Raw genomic sequence first — 21,448 nt, forward strand, 5'->3', positions numbered from 1 at the left:
GGAAGGCAGTCTGGCGAGAGTATCAGCGGCCAATGCCGGCGTCGATTCTCTCCGATTGCTTGCGCGCTTGCGAGCGCGCCCGAAAAGCCTCTGTTCAATCGTCTGGTTTTTTGTTTCGTTTGAGTGTGGATTTGGGCAATAAGGAAAGAAAGCGAATATTCGGAGGAAACGGGTGAGCGGCGCATACATACTCGCGATCGACCAGGGCACCACATCGAGCCGGGCGATTGTCTTCGATGGCGCATTCCGGTCGGTTGCCGTCGGGCAGCAGGAATTCGCCCAGCATTTCCCTCATTCCGGCTGGGTCGAGCACGAGCCGGAGGACCTTTGGACATCGACGCTTGCCGTCTGCCGCGAGGCGCTGGCCGGCATCGAGGGCGGCGCATCGTCCATCGCCGGCATCGGCATCACCAACCAGCGCGAGACGACGCTGGTGTGGAGCCGCAAGACGGGCGAGGCGGTGTGCCGCGCCATTGTCTGGCAGGATCGCCGTACGGCGGACTTCTGCGCCGCGCTGAAGCGCGAGGGGCACGAGGACCTGTTCACCCGCAAGACCGGCCTGCTGCTCGATCCCTATTTCTCCGGCACCAAGCTCGCCTGGATCCTCGACAATGTGGAGGGCGCGCGGGAGCGGGCGGAAAGCGGCGAGCTGCTGTTCGGCACGGTCGACAGCTGGCTGATCTGGAAGCTCACCGGCGGCCGGGCGCATGTGACGGACGCCACCAACGCGTCGCGCACGCTGCTCTACAACATCGACGAGAACCGCTGGGACGAGGAGCTTTGCGGCCTGCTCGGCGTGCCGATGTCGATGCTGCCGGAGGTGAAGGACAGCGCCGACGCGTTCGGAACGGTCGACCCGGAGCATTTCGGCGCGCAGCTGCCGATCCTCGGCGTTGCCGGCGACCAGCAGGCGGCAACCGTCGGCCAGGCCTGCTTCAGCCCCGGCATGGTGAAGTCGACCTACGGCACGGGTTGCTTCGCGCTGCTCAACACCGGCGAGACCCGCGTCGCCTCGCAGAACCGGCTGCTGTCGACCATCGCCTATCGCCTCGACGGGCGGACAACCTATGCGCTGGAAGGCTCGATCTTCGTCGCCGGCAGCGCCGTGCAGTGGCTGCGCGACGGGCTCGGCATCATCGGCACGGCGGCCGAAAGCCAAAAGCTCGCCGAAGCCTCCGACCCGGAAAACCGTCTCTACCTCGTGCCGGCCTTTGTCGGCCTGGGCGCGCCGTACTGGGATCCGGATGCGCGCGGGGCGATCTTCGGCCTGACCCGGGCGAGCGGACCGGCCGACTTCTGCCGCGCGGCGCTGGAAAGCGTCGGTTACCAGACCCTCGACCTGATCGAGGCGATGCGGGCCGATGCGGCGGACATGGACACCGACGACATCGTGCTGCGCGTCGACGGCGGCATGACGGCCTCGGACTGGACGATGCAGTTCCTCTCCGATCTGCTTGCCGCGCCGGTCGACCGGCCGCAGGTGCTGGAGACGACCGCCCTCGGCGCGGCCTGGCTCGCCGGCTACAAGGCGGGCGTGTGGCCCGGCATGGACGAGTTCTCCGGCTCCTGGCACCTCGATCGTCGCTTCGAGCCGCACATGGCGGAGAGCGAGCGGGCAGCACTTTACGCCGGATGGCAGGACGCGGTTCGCAGGACCCGCAGCGCCTGACGGGCCCGAAGGCGGCTCAGCCGTTCAGGGCGATGTGAAAGGAGAGCGCGATCCCGAAAAGGGGCCGCGCTCTTTTCGTTTTGGCCAGGTCCATCCTCGTCATTTCCGTTGACGTCATCGGCAGGCAAGATATCTTGACGAAAGCAACATGGTCAGGAGATCGGCAACATGCCGGGATCGTCGGTGCATGACGAGGACGTTGCCGCCGTCCGTCAGTTCAATCGCTTCCACACACGGCTGGTCGGTGCGCTGAACGAGCGCATGCTTGCCACCGACTATACGCTCGCCCAGGTGCGCATTCTCTACGAGCTCGCCAACGCCCGGCCCGATGCACCGCCGTCGGCACGAGACCTCGGCGACGTGCTGCAGATGGATGCCGGCTATCTCAGCCGGCTGCTGTCGGGCCTGGAAAGCGACGGGCTTCTGGTCCGCACGCCGTCACCGGAAAACGCCAAGCGGCTGGCGCTGGCCCTGAGCGAGCGGGGCCGGGAGGTCTTCGCCGGGCTGAACGAGGCTTCGGCACGCGAGGTCGCCGCGCTGCTGGCGCCGCTGTCGCAGGACGAGCGCAGCCAGCTCACCGGGGCCATGACGCGCATTCGCCGGCTTCTCGGCGACACGCCCGACACGCGCACCTTCATCCTGCGGGACCCGCGCCCGGGCGATCTCGGCTGGGTGATCCACCGTCAGGCGGCGCTCTACGCACAGGAGTACGGCTTCGACTGGACCTTCGAGGGGCTGGTTGCAGAGATCGCCGGCAAGTTCGTCGCTGAGTTCGATCCGGCGCGCGAGCGCTGCTGGATCGCCGAGATGGAGGGCGAGGTCGTCGGCTCCGTCTTCGTCGTGCGCCAGGACGACGAGGTCGCCAAGCTGCGCATGCTCTATGTCGATCCGGCTGCGCGCGGGCGCGGGCTCGGCCGCGCGCTCGTCGACGAGTGCCTGCGCTTTGCCCGTGGCGCCGGCTACCGGCGCATGGTGTTGTGGACCAACGACATTCTCGTCTCCGCCCGGCGTATCTACGAGGCGGCAGGGTTCGAGCTGCTGGAAGAGGAGCGCCACCGCAGCTTCGGCCAGGACCTTGTCGGCCAGATCTGGGGACGCAACCTGTGAACGGGCCGGTCCTGGCCTCGATCTTCACCGGCCTGCAGGTCGGCGCGACCCTGGTGGCGAGCGAGGCGGTGGTCGCGGAGGTCGGGGCGGGGCGGCTGGGTTTCCTGCGCTACGCCGTCGCGCTGCTGATCCTCGTGCCGGTCGCGGTCCTCTCGTCCGGCACGCCGGTCTCGCGGCGCGACATGCTCCCCGTCGCCCTGATCGGCATCGGCCAGTTCGGCGTGCTGGTCGCGCTGCTCAATGTCGCCGTGCTGCATACAGGCTCGCCGCGCGTTGCGCTGGTCTTCGCGACGTTGCCCATCGTCACGCTGGCGCTCGGCCTGCGCTTTGCAGCCGGACGTGTCTCGCCGCTGGAACTTGCCTCCATCGTGCTGTCGGTCGTCGGCGTCGTCTTCCTGCTGGCGGGTGAGGCTCTGACCGGGCGCATGTCCGCCTCCGACTGGATCGGCGTCGGCTGCGCGGTGCTGGCGACGCTCACCGGCGCGCTGTGCTCCCATCTCTACCGGCCGTATCTGCAGCGCTGCGGTGTCGCCAAGGTCAGCGTCATCGCCATGCTTGCCTCGCTGCTGCCGCTCGGTGTCATGGCTCTTGTCGAGGGGCAGGGCCTGCCGATGGCCGCCTGGTCGCGGCAGACGCTGGTGCTGGTCGGCTTCGTCGGCCTGTCGAGCGGTGTCGGTTTCCTGCTCTGGCTCTATGCGCTGAGCCGGCTGCAGGCCGCGGTGGTGACGGCTTTCCTCGGGCTCAGCCCGGTGACGGCGGTGATCCTGTCGGTGCTGTTCCTGGGCACGGCGCCGACAGTGACGCTGGCCGTGGCGATGGTGCTGGTCATCGGCAGCCTCGCCGCGACCGCCTTCGCGCAGCGTCGCGGGCGCAAGATGTCGCCGCTGCCGGCGGGAGGCGGAGGCGGGTAAGGATGCCCCTATAAAGTGCATTACGTAGAGTTTTTTCTCCATAAGATTGCAAAATAGTCCAGATAGGGTTTGAATACATTCCGGCCATGCCGCGTGCAGAGGCCTAAAGTGTTTAATCATATGTATTTTCTGGAGACGATCCATGTCCGCAATCAGCCATTCCTTGCCGTTGATGCCTCTTCCGTATGTTGGACTTCCCTATGTCGACGATGTCGAGCGCTTCGACGAGATGGGCGATGCGCCGCTGTTCTCGGCTATCGCCGACACCCTGATAGAAACCGGCTTCGACGACACGTTCGGCGTCTGCCTGTTGCACGTCCACTTCACGCTTGGGTCCGGCGAAGTGGTCTGGGAGAGCTACGACCGGCGCGCCAACACGCTGTCGACCGGTGTCTGTTCGCAGGCCTCTGTGGCGGCCCGCGGCGGGTTGCCCACGTCCTGGCGGTTCCTGGACGGCCGCTGGTTGCCGCTTTCCTTCGCCGGCCACGGGCTCAGCGAGGCGGACCTGTCGCGGGCTGCCACCGTGATGGAGAGGATCGGGCGATTGCTGGAAGACGCGGGGCAGGCAGGGCGCTTCGGCCTCTGCCTTGCGCAGGGCGGGTTGCGCTCCTGGCCGTTGCGGATCCACGTTGAGCGCACCGACGAGGCCGATCGCCGCCAGATTCTGGCACCCGAATGGCTACCTCTGCGCGACCGCGGTCAGGATCTCGATACGTCCTGGACCTTCCGCCCATCGCTGCTGGCGCGCGCCGGGATCGTCAGAAACTCCGGCAAGCGCTGCCGCACCAAGTGCAAGACGACCTGCCTTGTCGGGAGCGTCCACGGTCCCTGGCATGAGGGAAAGACGCACGAATCCGGTGCGTGACCTTGGGGGCAAGGAGGCTTCTGCGGGCTGGCGATGCCGGCACTGGCTGCTGGCGGGATTGTGAAGGCCTGCCGTTTGTTTGGTCTTTCGGCCCGGTTGCCGGCCGTGCTTGACTGGAGGTCCCGGACGTTCAGGAGACACGGCCATGCGCGCATTCGCCTGCCTTGCCCTTTCCCTCCTCGTGGCGCTTGCCGCGCCGGTGCGCCAGGCGGGGGCCGAGGAGCTCGACCTGGAACTGGTGCTTCTCGCCGATTCCACCGGCTCCATCGACGACGCGGAAATCCGCTTCCAGCGGCAGGGCTATGCCGACGCGATCACCGACCCGATGGTGCTTTCCGCGATCCTCGACAATGCCTACGGCAAGATCGCCGTGACCTATGTCGAATGGGGCAGCGACGTTTCGCAGGACGTGGTGGTCGACTGGATGGTCATCGACGGACCTCAGGCGGCGCAGGACTTCGCGCAGAAGCTGATGGCAGCGCCCCGCCGCGCCTTCGGCCGCAATGCCATCGGCTCGGCCCTGCTCAAGGGCAAGCAGATGATCGAGGGCAACGACTACACCGGCCTGCGCCGGGTGATCGACGTCTCCGCCGACAGCGCCAACAGCTGGAACGGGCCGCCGCTGGAAACGGCGCGGGCCGAGGTCGTCGCCTCCGGCATCGTCATCAACGGTCTCGCCGTTCTCTGCCGCCACTGCTCGGGCCGGCCGGTCTATTACGACCTGGAAGCAGCCTTCGCCGAACGGATCATCGGCGGTCCGGGCTCCTTCGTCGTCTCTGCCGATTCCACCGCAACCTTCGCCGATGCGGTTCGCAAGAAGCTCATTCTGGAAATCGCGGCGATCCCGCCGCAGCGCAATCTCGCGGCGCTCGAGGGCCCGAGCGTGCGCTTCGGCGCGGCAGGCGGGACGGCGGTCGACTGACGCTGCGGCTTCAGCGCCAGCCGTCGCGGTGGAGCGTGGTCAGCGCGGTCCGGTAGTCGGGATAGCGGAACGTGTAGCCGAGCTCCCGCTTCACCCGTTCGTTGGAGACCCGCTTGTTCTCGCCGTAGAAGGAGCGCGCCATCGGCGACAGCTCCGCCGTCTCGAAATCCTGCTCCGGCGGCGGCGCAACGCCCAGCAGCTCCGCCGCATAGGCGACCACGTCCTGCGGCGGCGCCGGCTCGTCGTCGGTGACGTTGAAGATCCGTGTCGTCGGACCAGCGCCGATTGCCGCTTCCAGCGTGCCGGCGATGTCTTCGACATGGATCCGGTTGAACACCTGGCCCGGTTTGATCAGCCGCCGGGCGGTGCCCTTCTCGAAATTCATGAAGGTGTTGCGGCCCGGCCCGTAGATGCCTGACAGGCGGAAGATCTGCACCGGAATGCCGTGCCTTGCTGCAAAGGCGAGCCAGGCCTCTTCCGCCTCGACCCGCTGGCGCGAGCGCCGCGATACGGGCCGGCAGGGCGTTTCCTCGTCGACCCAGCCCCCGTCGTGATTGCCGTAGACGCCGACGGTGGAGAGGTAGCCGATCCAGCTTGGGCGCGCGGCGGCAAGGTCGGCGGCGTGATGGGCAAGCACCGGGTCGCCGGTCTCGCCGGGCGCGATGGAGACGAGCACATGGGTGGCATCGGCAAGCGCCGCGCGCACCCCGTCGCTGGGCGCGGTGCCGTCGAAAAGAACAGGCGTAATGCCCCGCTCGGCAAGCCGTGCGGCCTTCTCCGCGCTGCGGGTGGTCGCCGTGATCTTTTCGCACCGGCTGGAGATGCGCCGGACGAAGGCGTCCGCCGAATAGCCGAGACCGAAGACGAAAAGGCGCATGGGGCTTGCTCCTGAAAGGATCTGGTCAGGTGAGCGACAGGTCGCCGCGGCGGATCTCGTAGAGCATCACCGCGGTCGCGACGGCCAGGTTGAGGCTGTCGGCCTGGCCCGCCTGCGGGATGCGGGCGAGGGCGCTGCAGGCCTCCGCCATCTCCTGCGGCAGGCCGGACTGCTCGTTGCCCATCAGCAGCAGCGCCGGGCGGCGATAGTCGATGGTGCGATAGTCGGACGAGCCCTTGAGATGGGTGCCGACGACCGTGCCCGGCCAGCGGGCAGCGAGCTCGCGAAAGCCCTCGCGGGTGAGACGGGCCAGCGGCACATGGAACAGCGAGCCCATGGTGGCGCGCACCGCCTCCACCGCAAAGGGATCAGTGGTGTCGCCGACCAGAAGAACGCCCGACGCACCGACCGCGTCGGCGGTTCGGATGATCGTGCCGAGATTGCCCGGATCGCGCACCTGGTCGAGCGCCACCCACACGCCCTGCGGCGCGGCAACGAAGGCCTTCTCCAGCGCGGAAGCGGAGAGCAGGCGCTGTCCGTAGACGCCGACGACCATCTGCGGATTGTCGCGCCGGGTCATCGCGGCCAGCACGGCGGTGGAGACCTCCAGGATCGTGGCGCCGCGCGCCCGTGCGGTCGCCGCGACCTCGCGCGCCGGGGCGCTGTCGCGCGCCTCCGGGCCGAGCACCAACATGTCGACCTCCCAGCCGGCGGCCAGCGCGTCGGTGGCAAGCTTCAGCCCCTCGGCGACGAAGCGCCCGCTCTTCTGCCGGTGCTTGCGCTGGGCGATCAGCGCCTTGATGTCCTTGACCAGCGGGTTGGAGAAGGACGTGACCTGCTTGACCTGTCCGGGGCGCGGGATGTTCGTGCTCATGAGGCGCTCCAGCGGCTGTAGAGCGAGGTGGAGAGCGCGCGGCTGCCGCCCTCCTCGCGCAGCACCAGCTCGCCGGAGGCGAGCACGCCGCCGCGCCGCGAGAGGGTTTCGGCCATCAGCTCGTGCAGCGACAGGAAGCTCGCCCGGATCGCATAGGCGGTCAGCACCAGGAAGTCGGCCTCCGGTGACAGGATCTCCTCGATCATCGGCATCAATGCCGGCAGGCTCTCGTAGAGGTCCCATACTTCGCCCTTCGGGCCGCGGCCGTATTTCGGCGGGTCGAGCAGGATGCCGTCGTAGCGGTTGCCGCGCTTGACCTCGCGGGCGACGAACTTGACCGCGTCCTCGCAGATCCAGCGCACCGGCAGATCGTCGAGCCCGGACATTGCCTGGTTCTCGCGCGCCCAGCCGATCGCCTTCTTGGAGGCATCGATATGGGTGACCTCGGCCCCGGCCGCGGCCGGCACCAAGGAGGCAAGGCCGGTATAGCCGAACAGGTTGAGGATGCGCATCGGCTTGCCGCCGGCGGCCTTGCGTGCCGCCACCCGCTCGGCCATCCACTGCCAGTGGGCCGCCTGCTCGGGAAACACGCCGACATGGCGGAACGACATGAAGCGGCCGAGGAAGTGGACGTCGTGAAACCGCATCGGCCAGGTCTCGGGCAGATCTCGGTTCAGCCGCCAGCGGCCCGGCCCGTCGTCCTCGTCATTGCCGGTGAAGACGGCATCGGCGGACAGCCAGCGCTTTTCCGGCAGGCGGGGCGCGCCCATCGCCTGGGGCTCCGGCCGGTCGACGACGATGCGGCCGTAGCGCTCCAGCTTGCGGCCGTGCCCGAAGTCGAGCAGCGCGTAGTCGTCCCAGCCGCGTGTTTCCAGGATCAGCGGCCAGCATGCGGCCGGCGGCTTGCCGGCAGGGGCGGGAGTGGGATCGGAGCCGGGCATGGCGGGACGAACGGACACGGGAACGGGCTGCCTTTTCGAACGGCCCGGCGCCGGGCTGGGCAAGATCTGGCGGCGACCGTCGGGCGGATCGCCGTTTCCGTTGGCCTTAGGGCGGTTCATGGCGCGGGTCAATCTCCTCGCGCGGCCCATGCGCTGCTGCGCTGCACCAAAGAGAAGTTTGTAGCTGATTTTCTTTCAAGCACTTGAAAGGTGTGACCGGCTTGGCCAAGCTTAGGGAAAGGGTCGGCGTTCCGCAGGGCGCGCGCCGAAGAGAGGGATTGGCGTTTCCATGGATTTGGTTGGCGAGTATCGGATTTTGGCTGGTCGCGGTGCGGTTTGGGCAGCGCTGAACGATGCGGATGTGTTGCGTCGGTGCATTCCTGGCTGCGAGGAGCTTGAGAAGGTTTCGGACCGGGAGATGACGGCGACGGTCGTTGCGAAGATCGGTCCTGTGAAGGCGACGTTCAAGGGCGCGGTGACGCTGGAGAACCTGAACCCGCCGGAGAGCTACACGATCGTCGGCGAGGGCAAGGGCGGGGTTGCCGGCTTTGCCAAGGGGGCGGCGGACGTGTCGCTGGCCGAGGACGGGGCGGAGACGGTTCTGAGCTACACGGTGAAGGCGCAGGTCGGCGGCAAGCTGGCGCAGCTTGGCAGCCGGCTGATCGTGTCGACGTCGCGCAAGATGGCGGACGAGTTCTTCGGCAAGTTCAAGGAGATCGTGGAGGGCGGCGCGGCTGAGGCTGGTGCTGCTGGTGCTGCGGCTGCGGGCTCTGCTGGTCTTGACGAGCCGGACGCTGGTGAGATCGAGGCGGCGAAGAGCGCGGCGCTGTCGCGGCTTCCCGAAGAGGTCGGCGAGGCAGTCTCGGGTGCGGTGTTTGAGGCGGAAGAGCGTGTGACGAAGGCGGCGCGCGAGGTGGAGAGCGAGGTCGAGACGGCGGCTGGCCGGGGCTTTCTCGGCGGGCCGATGGTGTGGGGTCTTGCCGCGCTTGCGGTTGTGATCGTGATCCTGGCGCTGATGCGTTGAAGTTGGCGCGCCGAGCTTGGCGCGCTGAGGTTTGAGCAACAGGTTTGAAGATGGCCGGCCTGCCCTGAAGGGGCGTTGGAACAGGCCTTTTGGAACGAGGGAGGATTTGCATGGCCGAAGTGAACATGGTCGTGAACGGTCGGACGGTGACGCGGGTGGTCGAGGACCGGACGCTTCTCGTTGAGTTCCTGCGCGAGGGGCTCGGCCTGACGGGCACGCATGTGGGCTGCGACACGTCGCAATGCGGGGCGTGCGTGGTGCATGTGGACGGCAAGGCGGTGAAGTCCTGCACGATGCTGGCGGCGCAGGCCTCGGGCTGCGACGTGACGACGATCGAGGGTCTGGCGTCCGGGGGCGAGTTGCACCCGGTGCAGGCGGCGTTCAAGGAGCATCACGGTCTGCAATGCGGCTTCTGCACGCCGGGGATGATCATGGCGGCGGTGGACATGATCGCGCGCCATGGCGGGGGTCCGCTGGACGAGGCGACGATCCGGGCCGAGCTGGAAGGCAACATCTGTCGCTGCACGGGCTACCACAACATCGTCAAGGCGATCGCGGCCGCGAGCGAGACGATGGCCGGGATGAAGACGGCGGCCGAATAGGGCGCCGAACAGGGGACCGGAGGGGGCGTCGCACGGGGTTTGAGGCGCCGCCGCCCAGGCCGCCCAGGCTGCCCAGGCCGCCCAGGCAAGGGGCCTGCCGCCGTTCGGGGGATGGCGATGCGGCGGGCCTGCCGGGAGACTGTTCGAAGCGAACTGTTCGAAGCGATTGGCACGTCGAAGCTATCGACATGAGGAACGCATGCAGGGCGGGTGCCGGGCGGGAGGATGCCGGGCATCGCGGCCCTTGCGAGGGAGGACGAGATGGCAGGTTCGGTTGAAGGTATCGGCGCACGGGTTCAGCGCCGCGAGGACAAGCGGTTCATCACCGGCAAGGGCCGCTACACGGACGACATGACGGTGGCGGGGATGGCGCATGCGGTGTTCGTGCGCTCGCCCCATGCCCATGCGAAGGTGGTGTCGATCGACGCGGATGCGGCGCGGGCCATGCCGGGCGTGATCGCGGTGCTGAGCGGGCAGGAACTGGTTGCGGACGGGGTCGGCAACCTGATCTGCGGCTGGATGATCCACTCGAAGGACGGCAGCCCGATGAAGATGGGCGCCTGGCGGGCGCTGGAGAGCGAGCATGTGCGCCATGTCGGCCAGGCGGTGGCGGTGGTGATCGCCGAGACGCGGGCGCAGGCGCGCGACGCCGCCGATACGGTGGAGGTGGAGTACGAGCCCTTGCCCGCCGTGGTCGATGCGCTGGACGCGCTGAAGGAGGGGGCGCCGCAGCTGCACGAGGAAGCGCCGGGCAACCTGATCTACGACTGGGAGATCGGCGATGCAGCGGCGACCGAGGCGGCCTTCGCCTCGGCGGCGCGGGTGACGCGGATGGAGATCCGCAACAACCGCCTGGTGCCGAACCCGATGGAGCCGCGTGCAGCGCTTGCCCAGTACGACGAGGCGGACGAGCACTACACGCTGTGGACGACCTCGCAGAACCCGCATGTGGCGCGGCTGGTGCTGTCGGCCTTCTACAACATCGCGCCGGAGCACAAGCTCAGGGTGATCGCGCCGGATGTGGGCGGCGGCTTCGGGTCGAAGATCTACATCTATCCGGAAGAGATGGTGTGCCTGTGGGCGTCGAAGAAGACGGGCGTCCCGGTGAAGTGGACGTGCGAGCGCACGGAGGCGTTCCTGACGGACGCGCATGGCCGCGATCACTATTCGGAAGCGGAGATGGCGCTGGACGCGGAGAACCGGATCCTTGGGCTTCGGGTGAAGACGGTGGCGAACCTTGGCGCCTACATGTCGCTGTTCTCCTCGTCGGTGCCGACCTATCTCTACGCGACGCTCCTGTCCGGCCAGTATGCGATCCCGGCGATCCACTGCAACGTGAAGACGGTCTACACCAACACGGTGCCGGTGGATGCGTATCGCGGGGCGGGGCGGCCGGAGGCGACCTACCTGCTTGAGCGGATGATGGAGACGGCGGCGCGCGAGGTGGGGATGGACCCGGCCGAGTTCCGGCGCAAGAACTTCATCCGCTCGTTCCCGCACCAGACGCCGGTGATCATGTGCTACGACGCGGGCGACTACGATGCCTCGCTGGAGGCGGCGCTGTCGGCGATCGACTATGCGGGCTTTGCGGCGCGCAAGGCGGAGGCGGCGCGGCGGGGCAAGCTGCGCGGCATCGGCCTGTCCTGCTACATCGAGGCGTGCGGCATTGCGCCGAGCCAGGCGGTCGGCTCGCTGGGAGCGGGCGTCGGCTTGTGGGAATCGGCGGAAGTCAGGGTGAACCCGGTCGGCACGATCGAGGTGCTGACGGGCTCGCACAGCCATGGCCAGGGGCACGAGACGACCTTCGCGCAGCTGGTTGCGGAGCGGTTCGGGGTGGGCCTCGACACGGTCGCGATCGTGCATGGCGACACGGACAAGGTGCAGTTCGGCATGGGCACCTACGGCTCGCGCTCGGGCGCGGTCGGCATGTCGGCGATCGTCAAGGCGCTGGACAAGGTGGAGGCGAAGGCGAAGCGGATCGCGGCGCACCTGCTGGAAGCCTCGGAAGGGGACATCGCGCTGGAGGGCGGCACGTTCAAGGTGGCCGGCACGGACAAGGAGCTGCCGTTCTTCCAGGTGGCGCTTGCCGCCTATACGGCGCACAACCTGCCCGCCGGCATGGAGCCGGGGCTGAAGGAGGGGGCGTTCTACGACCCGACCAACTTCACGTTCCCGTCCGGCACCTATGTGTGCGAGGTGGAGGTTGATCCGGAGACGGGCAAGGTCGAGATCGTCGACTTCGTTGCGGCGGACGACTTCGGGACGATCATCAACCCGATGATCGTGGAAGGGCAGGTGCATGGCGGTCTGACGCAGGGCATCGGCCAGGCGCTGCTGGAGAATGCGTCCTATGACGCGGACGGCCAGCTGCTGTCGGCGTCCTACATGGACTACACGATGCCGCGGGCGGACGACGTGCCGTCCTACCGGTTGATGACGACGGTGACGGTGTGTCCGGGCAATCCGCTGGGGATGAAGGGCTGCGGCGAGGCCGGGGCGATCGGCTCGCCGCCGGCGGTGATGAACGCGATCACCGACGCGATCGGGACCAACGCGCTGGAGATGCCGGCAACGCCGCAGGCGGTGTGGGCGGCGCTGCAGGCGGCCCGGCCGGCAGAAGCAGCGGAGTGATCTGCGCTGCGCCGGCAACAAGCAGCGGAGTGATCTGCGCTGCGCCGGCAACAAGCGGCCGAGTGGGGCCGCGGAGCAGGCCGCGCAATCCTTGAGGACGGTGCTCCCGGACGGCCCTTGGCCCCCGGGGCGCCTCACCAGACGAGCAAGAGGCCCGGTCGGATGCCGGGCGAGGGAGAACCGGGATGTACGAGACGACCTATCACCGGGCGACGAGCGTCGCCGATGCGGCGGCGAAGATCGCCGCTTGCGAGGACGGCAAGATCCTGTCTGGCGGCATGACCCTGCTGCCGACGATGAAGCAGCGGCTTGCCGCGCCGTCCGATCTTGTCGACGTGACGCATGTCGCCGACCTGAAGGGCATCACTGAAACGGGTGGGGGCTTGCGGATCGGGGCGGCGACGACCCATGCGGAGGTTGCCGGCTCACCGAGCGTGCGGCGGCTGGCGCCGGGTCTTGCCGAGCTTGCCGGCCATATCGGCGATCCGCATGTGCGCCATCGCGGGACGATCGGCGGGTCGATCGCCAACAACGACCCGGCGGCGGACTATCCCTCGGCAATGCTGGCCTTGGGGGCGACCATCGTCACCGACCGGCGGCGGCTTGCGGCGGCAGAGTTCTTCACCGGCCTGTTCGAGACGGCGCTGGAGGAAGGGGAGATCGTGACTGCGGTCGAGATCCCCGCCTGCGCGGCCTGCGCCTATGCCAAGTATCCGAACCCGGCCTCGCGCTATGCGATGGCCGGCGTGTTCGTTGCGCGCACCGACGGCGGCGTGCGGGTCGCGGTGACGGGGGCGGGCGCGGGCGGCGTCTTCCGCCACGAGGGGCTGGAACAGGCGCTGTCGCAGAGCTTCACGCCGGAGGCCGCAGCCGCCGTCACGACCGATGCGGACGACCTCATCTCCGACATCCACGGCTCGGCCGAGTACCGCGCCAACCTCGTCGCCGTCATGGCCAAGCGCGCCGTACAAAAACTCAACGGCTGAGGCAAGGCTGCCATAAGCAAACAGCCCGGATGGAAAAACCATCCGGGCTGTTTTTTGTTCTCAAGCCGCTATCGGCTGACTGGGATCAGGCGGCCGCGACGTCGTTCAGGAAACGGTCGATCTGGGCGCGCAGCTGGCGGGTCTTGTCGCCAACATCGCTGGAGGCGACGAGAACCATATCGGCCGAAGCGTTGGTCTCGGCGACCGCATTGGCCAGCTCGCCCATGTTGCTGGTCACCGACGTCGTGCCCTCGGCCGCGTTCTGGACGTTGCGCGAGATCTCGTTGGTGGCCGCCCCCTGCTGCTCGACGGCAGCGGCGATGGCGGAGGTGTAGTTGTCGACCTCCTGCATCGTCTGGGTGATCGCGGCAATCGCCTCGACAGCCCCCCTGGTCTCGCCCTGGATCGCGGCGATCTGGGCGCCGATCTCCTCGGTGGCCTTGGAGGTCTGGTTGGCCAGCTCCTTGACCTCGGCGGCGACGACGGCAAAGCCCTTGCCGGCTTCGCCCGCCCGCGCCGCCTCGATGGTGGCGTTGAGGGCCAGCAGGTTGGTCTGCTCGGCGATCGCCTGGATCAGGGTCACCACCTCGCCGATCTTCTGCGCAGCGGCCGCAAGACCGGAGATCTTCTCGTTGGTCTGGCGTGTGCCGTGGCTCGCCTGGTTGACCACCTCGGTGGTCTGGCCGACCTGGCGGGCGATCTCGGCGATGGACGCGGCGAGTTCCTCGGCCGCAGTGGCGACGCTTTCCACATTGTGGGTGGCCGCGCCGCTCGCCCGGGTGGTCTCCTCGGCGCGTCCGGCGCTCTCGCCGGCAATGCGGGTCAGGTCGCGGGCGGTCGCCTCCATGCCGGCAGCGGTGTCGCCGACCGACGACAGCAGCTCCTGGACCTGCGCGCGGAAGGAGCCGATCAGCTCGTCGACGCGCGCCTGACGGGCGGCCGCTGCCTGCTGCTCGAGCTCCTGTTCCTCCCGCATGCGGGCACGCTCGCGGGCATTGTCGCGGAACACCTCGACGGTCCGACTCATCGCGCCGATCTCGTCGCCGCGCTCCGTGCCGTCGATCTCCACATCGGTATCGCCTTCGGCCAGGCGGCCCATGATCTCCGTCAGGCGGCGCGTCGGGCGGGTGATGGCAAGCGACAGGACGATGGCGACGGCGATGCCGAGACCGACGACGCTGGCCAGGGTGACCGCGATGGTCCAGAAGCTGGCAGCGCCCGAACTGGCGGCCCGCTCGGCCTGCTCGCTGGCGAGCGAGGTGATCTGGCGGCGCATGTCGGCGGTGACACCGGCAAGCTGCTGCGAGGAAGCGCGGACGGCCTCAAGGCTCTTCAGCATGTTCTCGAAGGACGTGCGGTAGCCGTCGATCTCGGTCTGGGCCAGTTGAACCTTCTCTGCGACCTCCGGGAACTGGCTTGCCGAGGCAGCGAGGGTGCCGGCGACGAAGCTGAGTTCGGAAATGTCGCGCATCACGCCCTCGGCATCGGTGTCGCCGAAGCCGGAGAGAAAACCGAGCGTCGTTGACTTCACCGCGAGGGCCTGCCGCGACAGGTCGCTGGCATTGGCCGAGACCAGGTCGACCTTGATCAAAGCGATGTCGCGGGACTGCACGTCCTGCTGGATCGCGTCGATGGCCTTGTAGGCCGAGGTCTGGACGTCCTTGGCCGCGGCGACGATGTCTTCGAGCGTCTTGTTGACCTGGCCGCGCAGCTTGTGGACGTCGGCGAAGGAGGTGGTCGCGGCAAGCTGGGTGAACTGCTCCTGCAGCTCTCCGGAGCGGTTGGCCAGCAATTCGACGCTCGCCTGGTCGACGCCGTCGACGCGGGCATTGGTCAGCGCGCGTGCATTGTCGCCGAGCTTCTGGGCTTCGGCCATCGCTTCTTCCAGCAGCCCGTCGGCGGTCGACGTGGTCGAGCGCAGGAACATGTACTGGGTGCGCAGCGCCTCTTCGCGCAGCGCCACGACGAAGCGGATGATGTCGTCCGCCTTGCGCCGGGTGGCGGCGGCCCGCAGGCTCTCGCGCTTGGCATCGCGGCGGACGATCTGCATGTCGCCGTTGATCTGCTTGGAGAGTTCGCCGAGACGGGCGATGGATGCGGCCAGTTCGCCGTTCAGCTCCTGCTGGCGGCCGGTCTCGGAACTGACGTCCGCAAAGTTGCTGCGCATGACCGAGACGGCCTCGATGGCAGCGGAAACCTCGCGGCTGGCGGTCGCATCGGTTGCGACGGAAGCTTTCAGCGCCTCGAGTTCCTTCGCGAGATCGCTCACCGCGGCTTCGGTCTTCTCGGCGTCTTCCGCCTTGCGGCTCTGGAGGAAGCTCTCGCGTACGGCGGAGACCTCCTGCAGGCTTGCGACGACGCCGGTCGCGATTCTCGACGTGTCCATCTGGCTGGTCAGGCCACCGATGGCCATGGTGCCGACACCGCCGAGGACGGCTGCAAGAAGCAGCACGATTGCAAAGCCGCCACCGATCTTGGCGGCAAATCCGAGATTGCCAATCAGGCCCAACAGCCGGGACATAAATGATCCTCCACACCCGTTCGTTGTGGAACCCTAGGCGGACGTCCGTGAATCTTCGGTAAAATCCGGGGAAATTTTCTCCAGAAAACAACTTAAGCGATTCCAAGGGCTTGAAAAGAAGCGGCGCGCCCCGGGCAGGGCGCGCCGCATGTCGTCGGATATAATCGGCGGTTGTTGCGATCGGCGCGGGCAAGCCGCTCGGGCAAGCGACTCAGGCAGCCGCCACGCGGGCCAGGAACCTGTCGATCTCGCCGCGCAGGGCGTCGGTGTTGCGAGCCATGGCGCCGGAGGCGTCGAGGACGTTGTCGGCGGCAGCCGATGTGCTGTCGACGGTATGGGCGAGCATCTCCATGTTGCGGGTGACGGCGCCGGTGCCTTCTGCCGCCTGCTGCACCGAGCGCGAGATGTCGCTGGTGGCGGCTCCCTGCTGCTCGACGGCCGAGGCGATGGAGGCGGTGTAGCCGTTCACTTCCTGCATGATCTGGGCGATCTCGCCGATGGCGGCGACCGCCTCGCCGGTCGAGCCCTGGATCGCGGCGATCTGGGCGCCGATTTCCTCGGTGGCCTTGGAGGTCTGGGTGGCCAGCTCCTTGACCTCGGCGGCAACGACGGCAAAGCCCTTGCCGGCCTCGCCGGCGCGCGCCGCCTCGATGGTGGCGTTCAGCGCCAGCAGGTTGGTCTGCTCGGCGATCGCCTGGATCAGTGAGACGACCTCGCCGATCTTGTTGGCGGCGGCGGCAAGGCCGGCGACCTTCTCGTTGGTGGAGTGGGTGCCCTGGGTGGCCTGGTCGACGACCTGGGTGGTCTGGCCGACCTGGCGGGAGATCTCGGCGATGGAGGCGGAGAGCTCCTCGGCGGCGCTGGCCACGGTCTGGACGCTGCCGGTGGCGGCGGAGCTGGCCTGGGAGGTCTCGCTGGCGCGCTCGGCGCTTTCCTGGGCCGAGGCGGAGAGGGTACGGGCGGTCTCGTCGAGCCCGTTCGCCGTCTCGCTCACCGTGCCGATCAGCGCCTGGACCTTGTCGCGGAAGTCCGCGACGAGCCCGTCGACTTCGCTCTGGCGGCGTCGGCTTTCGCCAACGGAAACCTCGCGATCGGCTGCCAGCTTCTGCCGGTCGAGCGCGCGCGCCTTCAGCACGTCGATGGCCGAGCCGAGCTGACCGATCTCGTCCTTGCGGGACGTGTAGGGCACCTCAACGGCCAGATCGTCGTCGGCGATGCGATGGGCGACCTCGGCGAGCTGGGGGATCGGCTTCAGCAGCCGGCGCGTCAGCAGTGCCATGCCGCCGACGGCGACGACGAGGATCGGCAGGAAGGCAAGAACCAGCTTGCTGGTGACCGCATCCATCAGGGCGTTGATCGTCGACTTGCGCACGCCGGCATAAAGAATGCCAGAGATCTCGCCGGAGGGTGCAAAGATCGGCGCATAGATCGTATAGTAGGGCGTGCCGAGGATCACCGCTTCGCCGCGATAGGTGTCGCCCTTGGTGACCACCGGATAGACAGCGCCCTTCTGGCCGAGCGGCGTGCCGACGGCACGGTTGCCGTCCGGCTTGATGATGTTGGTGGTCTTGCGCCAGAAGTCGCGGCTTTCTTGATCCCACTTGAAGACCGTGACGGTTTCTCCGGTCATGCGTCCGATCTTGTCGATCATCGTGTGATCGGAAATCTCGTCGGGAATGCTTTCCATGACCACGCGATCGACATTGCCGTCCGATCTCCAGGTGATGGTCGTGCCGGGCATCTCGCCGCCCACGATGGTCGCGGCGACGCGCAAGCTTGTGTCCTGACGGGTGACGGCGTCGTGCATGATGCGGTCCGAGATCACCATGTACATGACCGTGCCGACCGTACCGAGAGCGAGCACGATCATAAGCGCCGCGGCCATGGATACGATGGAAACCAGATTGAGACGCGAAAGCAGGCCCATGACCGTTCTTCCCTTCCTTGCAGGATCGTTCGCAATTTCGCTAGGGAAAGATTTATGATCAGGAAGTGTAAAATTGTAGTTATTGGATCATGTGCTGGATTGGATTGGGGGAACGCATCTGAAGGCAAGGATGTTTCGGGAAGGCGAATGTATCCTGGCGTGATCATGGCTGGAAATCCTGCCGTCTGAGGTGGAGAACTCGGCTGGAGGCAGGTGCGGTATTACCCTGACCCTACGCGAGGCTTTGCACCTCTCGCTGAGGATGCCGGCAAGGCGCGAGACGAAAGCCGGCTGCTGCTGCCGGTTGAGCTGAAATGCAGGCGCCCGCGCTTTGTCCTGGATCGGTATCAAGTCATTGATGTTAATTGAAGAAAATGTGCGTTGCGGCGGCGTCGGGGCAAAAGATGCGGTGACATCGGCCCTGCGGCGGGACATCGTGTTGCGAGATACGCAAGGCAACGGGTTTGCATCGCGCCGGAGCGTCCCATATGTAGTGTCGAAAGTTCAACTTTATAAAGAGGGCCAGCCGATGAGGCCGGCCGGGATCCAACGTGATCGTCTGTTCCTGCAATGTCCTGACGGACAAGGAGTTGCGCAAGGCCGCGCGCGAACTGCAATCGGGTCCCGACCGGGTGGTCGTGACGCCGGGCGCGGTGTTTCGCGCGCTCGGCAAGCGCCCGCGCTGCGGCAGCTGCTTCAGCACCGTCATACCGATCATTCACGAGGAAGCACCGGCGGACAAGGGCACGTCGCCGGCTGCGGGGGAGAGCACCGATGAAGGGTGATGCCAGGGTAATCGAGTATCTCAACAAGGCTCTCCGGCACGAGCTGACCGCCGTCAACCAGTACTGGCTGCATCACCGCATGCTGGACGACTGGGGCTACGGCAAGCTGGCCGCGAAGGAGCTGGAGGAGTCGATGGAGGAGCGGGCGCATGCCGACCGGCTGATCGACCGCATTCTGTTCCTCGGCGGCTTTCCGAACATGCAGAGCCTCGATCCGCTGCGCATCGGCCAATCGCTGAAGGACGTGATGGAGGCGGATCTCGCCGGCGAGTATTCCGCCCGCGCCCTCTACAAGGAGGCACGCGAGGTGACGCTCGCGGCCGGCGATTACGTCTCGAAGCTCCTCTTCGAGGAACTTCTGGCCGACGAGGAAGCCCATATCGACTATCTGGAGACCCAGCTGCAGCTGATCGAGCAGATCGGCATCGAGCGCTATGGCCTGCTCCAGTCGCAGCCTGCCGACGCGGCGGGGTGAGGGAAGGCTGGTTTCAGCCGTAGTCGACGACCGGACCGCCGGCGGCCTCCGCGTCCGCCCGGTCATGGGTGACGAGAAGTACGGGCAGGCCGCGTTCGCGTGCCTTGGCGAAGACGAGCTGGCGGATCTGGTCGCGCAGCGCGGCGTCCAGCCGGGAAAACGGTTCGTCGAGCAGCAGCGCCCGAGGCTGCGATTCCAGCACGCGCATCAGGGCGACACGCGCCTTCTGCCCGCCTGACAGGGTGGCCGGGTCGCGGGCCTCGAAGCCGGCCAGCTCGACATCGGCGAGTGCCGCCGCCACGGCCTGCCGACGTCTTGCGCGCCCGTGCAGCTCGGGCGGCAGCGCGAAGGCGATGTTCTCGCCGACGCTCATATGCGGAAACAGCAGCGGATCCTGAAACAGCAGCCCCAGCCGGCGCTGGTGCGGCGGCAGGCCGGTAAGCTCGGTCTCCCCGGACAACACCCGGCCGCGGGCCGCGAAGGCCGGATCCAGGAACCCTGCTGCATGGGCGAGCAGCGTCGACTTGCCGATGCCGCTCGGTCCCATCACCGTCAGCACCTCGCCGGGCGCAATCGCGCGGTCGAGCGAGATGAGATCGCGCCCCGCGAGCGTGATCACGACCTTGTCGAAGATGAGGGCGTCGGTCATGCGGTGGCCTCGTTCTCCGGGCGGCGGCGATGGGCGATGCCGGGGACTGCCGCCGCCAGCAGGAAGGCAGCGAAGGGAAGCAGCATCTGCAAAAGCGCATAGATGCCGACGAGTTGCCGGTTGCCGCCTGCGGCCAGCGCCACGGCCTCGGTCGTGACGGTGGAGATGCGTCCTCCGCCGATCAGCAGCGTCGGCAGATATTGCGCGACGGAGACGGCAAAGCCGAGCGCGGCGGCCGTTGCCACCGCCTTGCGCGCGAGCGGCAGGCGGACACGCCAGAAGGTGCGGGCTGGCGAAGCGCCGAGGGCCCCGGCCATGTGGCCGTAGCGCGGATCGATCGCGCGCCAGGGGTCGGAGAGCGCCAGGAAGACATAAGGCAGCACGAAGACCATATGGCCGAGCGCGACGGCAAGGAGGGTGTCGTGCAATCCTGCCATCAGGAACAGCACCTGCAGGCCGAAGACGAAGGCGATCTGCGGCACGATCAATGGCAGGTAGAGCAGCGGCAGCGACCGGTGACGGATGGTGCGGCCGTCGCGCGTCTCGCCCTCCAGGCATGCGAGCGCGAGCGCGATCGCCACGATGACCACCGGCAGCGCGATGGCGATGGTGACGGCGATCGCATCTCCTGCCGCATGTGCGTGCATCGTCCATGCACGCAGTGTCAGGTGATGGGGCAGGGGATCGGGAAACCGCCAGGGGCCGGCCACCGACCACAGCGCCAGGAGCGCAAGACCGGCAAGCATCGCGCCTGCAAGTGCCACCATCGCGGTCCCCGAAAGGGCGGCGGCGAGCGGTTCTGCGGCACTGCGCCGGCCGCTCTCGATCCAGCGGCGGCCGAGTTTCGCGGCGAGCCTTTCGCCGATCATCCACACAAGGATGGCGAGGAGGCTGAGGCCGAGCTGCGCCAGCGCGCCGGCCGACGCCATGAAGCGCAGCGACAGGTCGGGATCGTTCATCCATCCAGTCAACCGCACGGCGAGCGGCGGCGGCGTGGTCGGCCCGAGGATCAGCGCCACGTCGACGACGGAAGTGGCATAGGCGAGCACGGCGAAGACCGGCAGGCGGATCTGCGGATAGACGCGCGGCAATACGGTGGTCAGCCAGGCCGCGACCGGAGCATAGCCGAGGCTCGCCGCCACCCGGCGGCTGCGCAGGGCGTCGGCCTGCGGCAGGGCCGCAAGGAGCATCAGGAAGAGGAACGGGATTTCCTTCGCCATCAGCCCGAGCGTCATCGTCAGCCCCAAGGGATCGCCGACGATCAGTAGGTCGGGCGGGCGCTGGAAACCGGTTGCCCAGGGCGACAGCAACCGCATGGCGAAGCCGGATGGGGCGATGAGGAAGGCAAGACCGAAGGCGGCGGCCGCATGCGGCACGGCCATCAGGGGCGACAGCAGCCGGCGCAGCGCGCGAAAGAAGCGGGTGCCCTCGAAGGCGGCGGTGAACAGGATCACGGCCGCGAACGCTCCGAACGTGGCAACGAGCCCGGTGCCGAGCGACAGCGCAGCGGACATTCCGATGCCGGGTTGGGTCAGCAGCATGCGCAAAGGTTCGAGCGACACTGCGGTGCCGCCGAGCACCGGCACATAGCCGGCAGCCGGCAGCAACGTGCCGAGGAGCCCGGCCGCCACCGGCCCCAGCATCAAGGCCAGCGCGAGGACCGGTGCCAGTCTCAGCATGGT

At 67.6% G+C, this 21,448-nt stretch carries 18 protein-coding genes; 11 read left to right on the top strand and 7 right to left on the bottom strand.

Annotated features, from left to right (window positions below; all coding sequences use genetic code 11):
- The first annotated feature begins 172 nt into the window (after positions 1-172).
- The 5 genes from glpK to GH266_RS16765 all read left to right on the top strand — a co-directional run bounded on the left by glpK (position 173) and on the right by GH266_RS16765 (position 5,474).
- The gene (gene glpK, locus GH266_RS16745; protein ID WP_158194840.1) at positions 173-1,669 is read left to right on the top strand and encodes a glycerol kinase GlpK; all 1,497 of its coding nucleotides are present in this window, start codon (positions 173-175) and stop codon (positions 1,667-1,669) included.
- A gap of 168 nt (positions 1,670-1,837) precedes the next feature.
- A complete protein-coding gene (locus GH266_RS16750) occupies positions 1,838-2,776 on the top strand; it encodes a bifunctional helix-turn-helix transcriptional regulator/GNAT family N-acetyltransferase (RefSeq protein ID WP_158194841.1) in 939 nt (312 codons plus the stop codon).
- Positions 2,773-3,687, top strand: a complete 915-nt coding sequence (locus GH266_RS16755; protein WP_158194842.1) for a DMT family transporter — start codon at positions 2,773-2,775, stop codon at positions 3,685-3,687. The genes GH266_RS16750 and GH266_RS16755 overlap by 4 nt, the downstream gene beginning before the upstream one ends.
- A gap of 142 nt (positions 3,688-3,829) precedes the next feature.
- Positions 3,830-4,552 carry a hypothetical protein gene (locus tag GH266_RS16760; protein WP_158194843.1) on the top strand — a complete coding sequence of 241 codons (723 nt, stop codon included), beginning with the start codon at positions 3,830-3,832 and terminating at the stop codon, positions 4,550-4,552.
- A 145-nt stretch (positions 4,553-4,697) separates the two neighbouring features.
- Positions 4,698-5,474: a DUF1194 domain-containing protein gene (locus GH266_RS16765; RefSeq protein WP_158194844.1), complete on the top strand. Its 777-nt coding sequence runs from the start codon at positions 4,698-4,700 to the stop codon at positions 5,472-5,474.
- Positions 5,475-5,484: 10 nt separating this feature from the next.
- Here GH266_RS16765 and GH266_RS16770 read toward each other — a convergent pair whose 3' ends face one another.
- From GH266_RS16770 to GH266_RS16780, 3 genes are read right to left on the bottom strand one after another with little or no spacing between them, the layout of a single operon-like run.
- On the bottom strand, positions 5,485-6,351 hold the full coding sequence (locus GH266_RS16770) for an SDR family oxidoreductase (RefSeq protein ID WP_158194845.1): 867 nt from the start codon (positions 6,349-6,351) through the stop codon (positions 5,485-5,487).
- A 25-nt stretch (positions 6,352-6,376) separates the two neighbouring features.
- On the bottom strand, positions 6,377-7,225 hold the full coding sequence (locus GH266_RS16775; RefSeq protein ID WP_158194846.1) for a TrmH family RNA methyltransferase: 849 nt from the start codon (positions 7,223-7,225) through the stop codon (positions 6,377-6,379).
- Positions 7,222-8,286: a class I SAM-dependent methyltransferase gene (locus GH266_RS16780; protein WP_158194847.1), complete on the bottom strand. Its 1,065-nt coding sequence runs from the start codon at positions 8,284-8,286 to the stop codon at positions 7,222-7,224. Before GH266_RS16780 ends, GH266_RS16775 begins: the two co-directional genes overlap by 4 nt.
- A 169-nt stretch (positions 8,287-8,455) precedes the next feature.
- Here GH266_RS16780 and GH266_RS16785 point away from each other — a divergent pair, with 169 nt between their 5' ends.
- The 4 genes from GH266_RS16785 (at position 8,456) to GH266_RS16800 (ending at position 13,409) form a co-directional block, all read left to right on the top strand.
- Complete coding sequence (locus GH266_RS16785) at positions 8,456-9,190, top strand: SRPBCC family protein (protein WP_158193429.1); 735 nt, start codon at positions 8,456-8,458, stop codon at positions 9,188-9,190.
- A gap of 110 nt (positions 9,191-9,300) precedes the next feature.
- Positions 9,301-9,792 carry a (2Fe-2S)-binding protein gene (locus GH266_RS16790; RefSeq protein WP_158193428.1) on the top strand — a complete coding sequence of 164 codons (492 nt, stop codon included), beginning with the start codon at positions 9,301-9,303 and terminating at the stop codon, positions 9,790-9,792.
- 261 nt (positions 9,793-10,053) lie between these two features.
- A complete protein-coding gene (locus GH266_RS16795) occupies positions 10,054-12,423 on the top strand; it encodes a xanthine dehydrogenase family protein molybdopterin-binding subunit (protein ID WP_158194848.1) in 2,370 nt (789 codons plus the stop codon).
- A 185-nt stretch (positions 12,424-12,608) separates the two neighbouring features.
- Positions 12,609-13,409, top strand: a complete 801-nt coding sequence (locus GH266_RS16800; RefSeq protein ID WP_158194849.1) for an FAD binding domain-containing protein — start codon at positions 12,609-12,611, stop codon at positions 13,407-13,409.
- 85 nt (positions 13,410-13,494) lie between these two features.
- Here the strand turns inward: GH266_RS16800 and GH266_RS16805 are convergent, their stop codons facing one another.
- Together GH266_RS16805 and GH266_RS16810 are read right to left on the bottom strand one after the other, a co-directional pair.
- Positions 13,495-15,930 carry a methyl-accepting chemotaxis protein gene (locus GH266_RS16805; RefSeq protein WP_158194850.1) on the bottom strand — a complete coding sequence of 812 codons (2,436 nt, stop codon included), beginning with the start codon at positions 15,928-15,930 and terminating at the stop codon, positions 13,495-13,497.
- A gap of 211 nt (positions 15,931-16,141) precedes the next feature.
- Positions 16,142-17,857 (bottom strand): methyl-accepting chemotaxis protein, encoded by a 1,716-nt coding sequence (locus GH266_RS16810; protein WP_158194851.1) that lies wholly within the window; start codon positions 17,855-17,857, stop codon positions 16,142-16,144.
- A 551-nt stretch (positions 17,858-18,408) separates the two neighbouring features.
- Here GH266_RS16810 and GH266_RS16815 point away from each other — a divergent pair.
- Positions 18,409-18,642: a (2Fe-2S)-binding protein gene (locus GH266_RS16815; protein WP_158194852.1), complete on the top strand. Its 234-nt coding sequence runs from the start codon at positions 18,409-18,411 to the stop codon at positions 18,640-18,642.
- Entirely contained in the window at positions 18,632-19,117 is a 486-nt protein-coding gene (gene bfr / locus GH266_RS16820) for a bacterioferritin (RefSeq protein WP_158194853.1), read from the top strand. The genes GH266_RS16815 and bfr overlap by 11 nt, the downstream gene beginning before the upstream one ends.
- A 13-nt stretch (positions 19,118-19,130) precedes the next feature.
- Here the strand turns inward: bfr and GH266_RS16825 are convergent, their stop codons facing one another.
- Both GH266_RS16825 and GH266_RS16830 read right to left on the bottom strand, forming a co-directional pair.
- Positions 19,131-19,766, bottom strand: a complete 636-nt coding sequence (locus GH266_RS16825; RefSeq protein WP_158194854.1) for an ATP-binding cassette domain-containing protein — start codon at positions 19,764-19,766, stop codon at positions 19,131-19,133.
- Positions 19,763-21,445, bottom strand: a complete 1,683-nt coding sequence (locus tag GH266_RS16830) for an ABC transporter permease (RefSeq protein ID WP_158194855.1) — start codon at positions 21,443-21,445, stop codon at positions 19,763-19,765. Before GH266_RS16830 ends, GH266_RS16825 begins: the two co-directional genes overlap by 4 nt.
- Positions 21,446-21,448 lie beyond the last annotated feature (3 nt).

The sequence above is a fragment of the Stappia indica genome, assembly GCF_009789575.1.
Taxonomy (GTDB): domain Bacteria; phylum Pseudomonadota; class Alphaproteobacteria; order Rhizobiales; family Stappiaceae; genus Stappia; species Stappia indica_A.